Here is an 8,257-nt window from a genome sequence, read left to right on the forward strand (position 1 = left end):
CCCCGGTACGGCACGGTCTCGTCGGCGGAACCGTCGGCCTCCAGCTCCTCGGACCACAGGGACCCCCTGAAGCCCTCGCAGGCGACGGACTCCCCCGCGTCCAGGGGCCACCACTCGTGCAGGGTGCGGATGCCGAACAGCTCACGGAGCCGGGCGTCCATGCCGCCGGGGCGTACCCGGTCGTCCTCGTCGGCGACGGCGGTCTGGAAGCCGCAGATGAGGGTTCCGCCCTGGCGGACGTAGGCGAGGAGGTTGTCGATCGCCGCGTCGGAGAGCGCGTAGAGCTGTGGCACGACGACCACGGAGTACGGCGCCAGGTCGTGCCCGGGGTGGGCGAAGTCGGCGGTGAGGTGCGCCTGCCAGAGGGCTCGGTGCCAGGCGCTCAGAACGTCCGGATAGTCCACCTGGCCGGACAGGCGGCCGTCCTGGGCACCGGCCCACCAGGCGTGCCAGTCGTGCAGGATCGCGACGTCCGCGGTGACGGTCCGGCCGGCCGTCTCGGCGCCGATCCGCTCCAGCTCCGCGCCGAGCTGCTTGACCTCCTGGAACGTCCGGCCCTCCTCCCCGGCATGGCTGACCATGCCGGAGTGGAACTTCTCCGCGCCCTGCCGGGACTGCCGCCACTGGAAGTAGCAGACGGCGTCGGCACCCCGGGCCACGGCCTGCAGGGACCAGAGCCGGTTGAGGCCCCGGGGCTTGGGGTGGTTCACGCCCCGCCAGTTGACGGGCCCGGCGGCCTGCTCCATGAGCATCCACGGCCCGCGCGCCTGGGAGCGGGTCAGGTCCTGGACGAGGGCGCCGCTCTGGGCACCCAGCGGGTCGCGCGGATCCGGATAGATGTCGACGGAGACGACGTCCTCCTCCTCGGCCCAGCGCCAGGCGTCCTGGCCCATCCACAGCGGCATGAAGTTGCTGGTGACCGGGATGTCCGGGGTGTGGCGGCGGACGATGTCCCGCTCGGCGACGTAGCACTCCAGGAGCATGTCGGAGGTGAAGCGCCTGAAGTCCAGCACCTGGGTGGGGTTGCGCATGTAGTGGGGCAGGCGGGGCGGCAGGATGCCGTCCCAGGTGTCGTAACCCTGGCTCCAGAAGGCGGTGCCCCAGGCCTCGTTGAGGGCGTCGAGGGTGCCGTACCTCTCGCGCAGCCAGCGTCGGAAGGCCGCCGCGGCCTCGTCTCCGTAGTCGAAGGTGCAGTACTCGTTGTTGATGTGCCACATCGTCAGCGCCGGGTGGCCGGCGTAGCGGGCGGCGAGGGCCTCGGTGATGGCGGCGGCGTAGCGGCGATAGGTGGCGCTGGAGTGCGAGAAGTGCTGCCGTCCGCCCCACCACTCGGTGCGGCCGTCCTCGGTGACGGGCAGGGTGTCCGGGTGCAGCCGGCCCATCCAGGGCGGGGGCGAGGCGGTCGGGGTGGCGAGGACGACGCCGATGCCGTTGTCGTGCATCAGGTCCATCAGCGCGTCCAGCCGGTCGAACTTCCGCACACCCGGCTCCGGTTCCAGGGTCGACCAGGAGAAGACGCCGAGGGTGACCGAGTTGACCCCGGCCGTCTTCATCAGCCGTACGTCCTCGTACCAGGTCTCCTCGGGCCACTGCTCCGGGTTGTAGTCGCCGCCGAAGAGCAGGCGGCCTCGGCTCGCGTCGCTCAGGCCGGGCATCAGACGGGCTCCCCGTACTGCACGCCGCGCCCGTTGGTGCCGAGGTAGACCCGGCCGTACACGCGCGGATCGCCGGTGACGACCCGACCGATCCAGCCCCACTGGTGCTGGTCGTCGTTGATCCGCACCCAGCTCCTCGCCTCGTCGTCGGAGCGGTGGACGGCGTTGGGGCCCGCGGTCGCGCCGACCATGTAGATCGCCGGGTACGTGGCGCCCGGGGCGGCCTTGCCGAAGCCCAGGGTGTGCGAGGACCGGCAGCTGCCGACCTTGGTGAAGGTGGCGCCTCTGTCGGTGGAGCGGTACAGCCCTGCCTCCTTCGCGCTGAGCCACAGGTCACCGGAGCGTCCTGGTGCCGCCGTCAGCTGGTACTGCGCGTCGCCCGAGGGCAGGCCGGTGGCCGCGGTGGTGAAGGTCAGACCGCTGTCGGTGCTGGCGTGGACCGTGCCGGTGGCCGTGTCGTAGGCGTAGAGGAGCGTCGGGTCCACGGGATCCGCGACCAGCACGGCACCCTTGGGTACGGAGGTGGCCTCGGACCAGGTGGCGCCGTTGTCCGTCGAGCGGTACGCCGGATGGACGGTGCCGTTCGAGGACCCGAGGGACCACAGAAGGACACCGCCGTCGGCGTTGGTGACGATCGGGCCGGGCGCGTCCTTGGCGGCGGCCGGCTGTGACGCGAAGGGCGACCAGGTCTGTCCGCCGTCGTTCGACCAGGCGCCGTTGGCGCTTCCGCTCCAGCCGGTGCGGACGACGTACGAGGGTCGGCCCGCGGCCTGGGCGAGTCCCGTCGTCGAACCGAACACGGGGTTCGACGCCATGCCGCGCGAGGGGGACGCCGTGAGCGACTCGTGGTACATCACGCCGATGTCGCCGTTCCCGCTGATCAGATGCGCCTCCCCGACCGGCGGCGAGATCAGGTGGAGGACGGCGGTCTCCTCAAGGCCGCGGATCTGCGGCGCCCAGTGCCTGAGGTCGCGCGTGCCGTACAGGGTCGCGCCGGTGCCGTACACGACGTGCCGGGAATCGAACGGGTCGAGGCCGAGGGCCTGGATCCACCAGCCGAACTTGGGCTTGTCGCCGCCCCACTTGAGGTAAGGGGTCTCGGAGACGTCGAGGACCGCCTGGTCCTTCAGGGACGTCCAGGTGCGGCCGCCGTCGGTGGACCGGAAGACGGTGTCGATTTCGGCCCAGCGGTTGTTGGTGGACACGACGAGCGTCCCCGGCCGCCGGGCGTCGACGGCGACGCCGCCGTAGCCGAAGGCGTCGATCCCGCCGTCGCTCGTCACCCCGCCGGGCTTCACGGGGGTGACCTCGGTCCATCTCCCGTTCGTCGTCCGCAGCTTGTGCACGCTGCCGTCGGACTGTCCGTTGGGGCCGGGGGCGTCGGCGTACGTCACGTACAGCTCACGGGTGAGGCGGTCGTACGCGGCGCGGATCGGCACCTTCGCGGCGGCGCCCGTCGGCTGCCCGGGGACGGGCTCCCAGGTCCTTCCGTCGGACGTGCGGTACAGGTTGGGGCGGTCGGCGGTGCCGTCGGAGTCGCCCCAGCCGGCGTAGACGGTACGGCCCGCGGCGACCAGGAGGGTGATGCCCTGGCCGGTGGCGCTCGGGGTGGCCGGGAAGGCGGCGGGCTGCCACGTGGCGCCTCGGTCCGTCGACCTGAGCAGCCCGTCGTGCCGGGTGCCGAGCCACAGCGTGTCGCCGTTCCGCGGGTCGACCAGGAGCCGTTCGCCGCATCCGCGCCCGTCCTCGTTGGCTCCGAGCTTCACGGTGAGGTCCGTGCGCTTCCAGGTGGCGCCCCGGTCCTCGGACCGCAGCACGGCCCCGTTGCCGGCCCAGGGCTGCGTGTACGTGCCGAGGGCGAGGTACAGCCTGTCGCGGTGGGCCGGGTCGACGGCCATGGCCTCGACGCCGAGGAGGTTCCAGTCGTCCCAGCCGAGGTGGTCGGTCAGCGGGATCCAGCGGTCGGTGCGATCGTCCCAGCGGTAGGCGCCCCCGATGTCGGTCCTGGCGTAGGCGAGCCCCCGTACCGACGGGTGGAACAGCACCCCGCTGATGAACCCGGTACCGCCCATGACGGCGCCGCGCCACCGGTAGCCGCGCCCGGCGACGGCCGAGGGGGCGGCGGCCCGCGCCTGCCCCGAAACCACGGGCAGGGAGACGACCGCGGCGGCGGCAGCGGAACCGGCGAGAACGGAGCGCCTGCTGAGGTGGAACGTACTCATGACATACCTCGGTCCTGAGACGAATGGGGGGAGTTTCGAGCGCGGATCAGGGGCGCGGGGCCACATCGACGTGCGGCCCCGCCGCGTGGACGCGACCGGAGGGCGTCAGCCCTTGACGGCCCCCGTGAGCATGCCCTTCTTGAAGTGCCGCTGGACGAACGGGGAGGCCACGGCGACGGGGATCAGCGCGAGGACCATGACGGCCATCTGCAGCCCCAGGGCGGAGAGTTGCCCGGTGCGGACCGCCTGCTGGAGGCCGGTCGGTGCCTCGGTGTTCTTCTGGACCAGCTGGATGAGCACGTTCTGCAGCGGCATCATCCGCTGGTCGCTGAGGTAGATGGACGCGTTGAACCAGGCGCTCCAGTACCCGACCGCGTAGAACAGCGAGATGACGGCCAGCACCGCACGCGACAGCGGCATGATGATGGTCAGCAGGATGCGCGTCTCACTGGCCCCGTCGATGCGGGCGGACTCGGTGAGTTCGGGGGAGATCCCCATGAAGAAGGCCCGCAGGACGAGGATGTTGAAGACACTGACGGCACTCGGCAGGATCAGTGACAGATAGGTGTCGGTGAGGCCCAGCGACTGCACCAGAAGGTACGTCGGAATGAGGCCGGCCCCGAAGAACATGGTCGCCATGATGGCCATCAGGAAGAACCGGTGGCCCAGACTCCCCGGCCTCGACAGTCCGTACGCCGCCAGCACCGACACCGTCATGGAGAGCAGGGTGCCGAAGAGCGTGACACCGACCGAGACCATGATCGCCCGGCTGACCTGGCCTCCGCTGAGCAGTTCCGTGTAGTTGACGAAGGTGATGCCCTGAGGGATCACGACGAGGCCGCCGGCCTGGTCGATCACGGGCTTCGGGGAGAGGCTGGTGACGATCACGATCCACAGCGGACCGAGCACCCCCAGACAGCAGAGCGCGAGGAAGCCGCCTTTGGCGGTGAGTCCCGCCTTGCTCGGCGGCTCCTCCCACACAGGGCGGGCGGGAGCCCTGAGGCTGCGGATGAGCTGCGTGTTGAGGCTCACTTCTTGTACACCCCCTGCTCGCCCAGCAGGTGCGCGAACTTGTTCGCGCCCAGGACGAGACAGACTCCGATGAGTCCCTTGGCCAGGCCGACCGCGGCCGCGTAGCTGAAGTCGCCGTTCTGGATACCCACGTTCCACACGTAGGTGTCGAGGACCTCGCTGGCCCCCGCGCCGACCGCGTACCGCTGGAGCAGGAACTGCTCGAATCCGACGCTCAGCGCGTCACCCACCCTGAGGACGAGGAGCAGGGCGATCACCGGGCGCAGTGCGGGCAGCGTGACGTGCCACATGCGCCGCCAGCGCCCCGCGCCGTCCATGGCTGCGGCCTCGTACAGGTCGGTGCTGACGGCGGACAGCGCCGCGAGGAAGACGATGATCCCCCAGCCGGCGTCCTTCCACACGGCCTGTGCGGTGACCAGGTATTTGAAGAAGTCCGCGTCGGTCATCAGGTCGAAGCCGCTCCACCCGTGCTTCTCCAGGGTCTGCGCGATGATGCCCGCGCCGCCGAGGATCTGCTGGAACACGGTGACGACGAGGACCCACGAGAAGAAGTGCGGAAGGTACATGATGGCCTGCGCCACGGCCCGCACCCGGGGCCGGATCACGCTGTTGATGACCAGCGCGAGGACGATGGGGACGGGGAAGAACAGCACCAGCTGGAGCACGAACAGGACGATGGTGTTCTTCGTGGCGCTCCAGAACAGCGGGTCGTCGAGCATCCGTGAGAACTGCTCCACTCCCACCCACGGGCTGTGGAAGACCGCTGTGATGCCGTTGCTGGAGACATACGGGTCGTACTCCTGGAAGGCGACGACGTTGCCGAGCAGCGGGACGTAGTTGAAGATCAGGAGCAGGGCGAGGACGGGCAGGGTCATCAGGATGAGCGCGCGGTCGCGGCGCCACCGGACCCGGAAGGGGACCTTGCCGGCCTTGGCGGCCCTGCGCGGCACGCTCTCCTTCACGGTGGCCGCGGCGACCGCGGCCCGTGGCCCTTCGACGGCCGCGGGGGGACGCGTCCCGTCGGGCCTGCTCCCGGCCGTGACGGACATCAGATGCCGCTGCCGTTCTTGTCGAGGAGCTCCTTGTACCAGTCGCGCAGCTTGTCGCCGCCGGAGGACTTCCAGGTGGAGATGGCCTGCTGGATGTCGGAGAGCTTCTTGTTGCCGCGTACGAAGTCGATCTCCAGCTGCTCGAACTGGCTGGAGAGGGTGGCGTATCGGGTCGGCTCGACGATGTTCATGCCGTAGGTGGACGTCTTCTTGACGAAGGCACCCTGCCGCTGCTGCCACTCGACCTGCATGCGGGTGATGTCGGGGAGGTCGGGGTGGGCGGTGTAGGGGGCCGGGGCCGCGAGCAGCACCCAGGCGTTGTTGACCTCCTGGACGCCCCGGTCGTTCTTGACCGGGGCGCCGTTCTCGACCGTGTAGTGGGTGCCCTCGACGCCGTAGTCGACGAACATCCGCTCCTTGGTGCCGTAGGGCGCCGCCGCGAAGTTGGCGGCGGCCAGCGCGTTCTCGACCGTCTCCTTCGAGGCGTCCTTGCGGATCATCGACCAGATGCCCGCGGGCTGGCCGGCGTACAGCGTGGGGCTGCCGCCGTCCGCGCCGAAGTAGTCCATGCCGTGGATCTCGAAGTCCGGGTTGGACCGGGCCTGTTCGGTGGTCTTGCCGTACCAGGAGGAGATGTCGTTGTTGTAGACGAGGATCTGCCCGGAGCTGAACCGCTGGCCCGGGTCGCCCGTGTTCGCCTTGTCGTCGGGATGGACGACGCCCGCGGCGAACAGTTTGCGGACCCACTCCAGATGTTCGAGGTACTCGGGGTGCTCGATGCGGTACGTCAGCTTGCCGTCGTCCCCGATGTTCCAGCCGAGCGACCCGGCGGGGCGGACACCGAAGATGCCCGCTGCCGACCACCTCATGTCACCACAGGCCCACACCTTGGCCTTGGCGCTGGTGGCCTCCTTCGCCCAGCTGAGGAACTCGTCGGCCGACCTGGGAACGGTGTAGCCCTTCTTGCCGAAGATGTCCTTGCGGTAGTAGGGCACGATGTTGGGCACGGAGGCGGCGGGCATGGGGATGCCGCGCAGCGCGCCGCCGAAGATGCTCATGCGCCAGGAGTCGGTCGGGATCGCGGCCAGGTTCGGGTACTTCTTGACCTTGTCGCCCGCCAGGTAGGGGCCGAGGTCCATGAACTTCGCGGTGACCGCGTTCGAGATCTTGCCGACCAGTTCCCAGCTCGGCACGACCACCATGTCGGGTATGGAGCTGGAGGCGAGAACGGCACCGAGCTTCTCCCCGTAGGTGTTGCCGTCCTGGTTCTGCCAGGTGATCTTGGTGCCGGCCGCGGCGTCGAGCGCCGTGTAGTACGCGCAATCGGGCTTCGGCGGGGTGCCCCAGAGCGGAGCCATGATCTCGATGGGAGCGCCGGTGCCGAGCCTTGTCGGGGCCGAGGAGGCGAGGGTCGCGAGATCGACCTTGCTGGTGTAGCCCGCTGACGAGCCGTTCTTCGACGGAATGTCCGGCTTGGCGACCGTGCTGGCGACATAGGCCGGGAGCAGCTTGTCCGCGGCCTTGCCCGCCGTCGCGCCCTCTCGCGACCCGCCGCTCCCCGCATCGCTGCACGCGGTGAGGAGCGGCATTCCCCCGGCCACCGCCGCGGTGGCGACCGCCGTGGAGGCGAGGAAGCTTCTCCGGCTCAGTCCGGAGGAGGCGGCATTCGGCGTCATTGCGTCAACCCTTCGTGGCGCACCTGGACACCCGGCGGTGGCCCGTCGGCTGTGGTGTCGTGACTGGAACTGGCTGAGCTGAAAGCGGACATCCGACCACTGCGGCGCGGTGCGCAGTCGAAGCGCTTCGATGTTGCAGTGAGGTTAAGTGAACACCCATGGGCGCACAAGAGTCGCTTCCAAGATTCCTCCGCGGAGCAGGGGACGGCTCCGGACCCCTCCCCGTACCTCCACCTGCGCGATGCCGCCGGCTTCTCGACACCGCCCTGTGGCCTGATGAGCGTCGAAGCGCTTCAGGACCCCTCACCGCTCCATCCGGCGGGTCCGCACACGCGCCCCCCACCATCCCTCCGTCGCCGAGGACGGCCGTGCCCGAGCCTCCGCCGACCAGCCCGGAGGCCGGTTCGTCCAGGAGACGTTCCGGCTGGAACCGCACGAGAACGGCCACCTCCTTCGGCACATCGGTACGGGCCGCCCCCTCTCTGTCGCCGCCGACGCCCTGAAGGTTGCCGACGGGAACGGGGAGATCCGAGACCGAGGACCGTACGCCCCTGACCCTGCCCGCCCACCAGGAGCGCCTTCCGCGCGGCCCGCCCGGCCGGACCGGAGACGGGCAGCCGGGC

Annotated in this window: 5 protein-coding genes and 1 pseudogene; 1 reads left to right on the forward strand and 5 read right to left on the reverse strand. The window is 70.0% G+C overall.

All coding sequences use genetic code 11. The features are described from left to right. The 5 genes from RIF68_RS18490 to RIF68_RS18510 form a co-directional block, all read right to left on the reverse strand. On the reverse strand, window positions 1–1,655 hold a 1,655-nt coding region (locus RIF68_RS18490; RefSeq protein WP_309052379.1), incomplete at its 3' end, for a beta-galactosidase. Next, on the reverse strand, window positions 1,655–3,877 hold the full coding sequence (locus tag RIF68_RS18495; protein WP_309052380.1) for a 1,4-beta-glucanase: 2,223 nt from the start codon (window positions 3,875–3,877) through the stop codon (window positions 1,655–1,657). The genes RIF68_RS18490 and RIF68_RS18495, both read right to left, overlap by 1 nt. 105 nt (window positions 3,878–3,982) lie before the next feature. After that, window positions 3,983–4,909 (reverse strand): carbohydrate ABC transporter permease, encoded by a 927-nt coding sequence (locus RIF68_RS18500; RefSeq protein WP_309052381.1) that lies wholly within the window; start codon window positions 4,907–4,909, stop codon window positions 3,983–3,985. After that, entirely contained in the window at window positions 4,906–5,958 is a 1,053-nt protein-coding gene (locus tag RIF68_RS18505; protein WP_309052382.1) for an ABC transporter permease subunit, read from the reverse strand. Before RIF68_RS18505 ends, RIF68_RS18500 begins: the two co-directional genes overlap by 4 nt. Further along, a complete protein-coding gene (locus RIF68_RS18510; protein WP_309052383.1) occupies window positions 5,958–7,634 on the reverse strand; it encodes an extracellular solute-binding protein in 1,677 nt (558 codons plus the stop codon). Before RIF68_RS18510 ends, RIF68_RS18505 begins: the two co-directional genes overlap by 1 nt. Window positions 7,635–7,980: 346 nt before the next feature. Between RIF68_RS18510 and RIF68_RS18515 the strand changes: the two are divergent. Further along, window positions 7,981–8,257 (forward strand): annotated as a pseudogene (locus RIF68_RS18515) (hypothetical protein); the annotation flags it as partial.

The organism is Streptomyces sp. (assembly GCF_031178505.1).
Classification (GTDB): Bacteria; Actinomycetota; Actinomycetes; order Streptomycetales; family Streptomycetaceae; genus Streptomyces; species Streptomyces gulbargensis.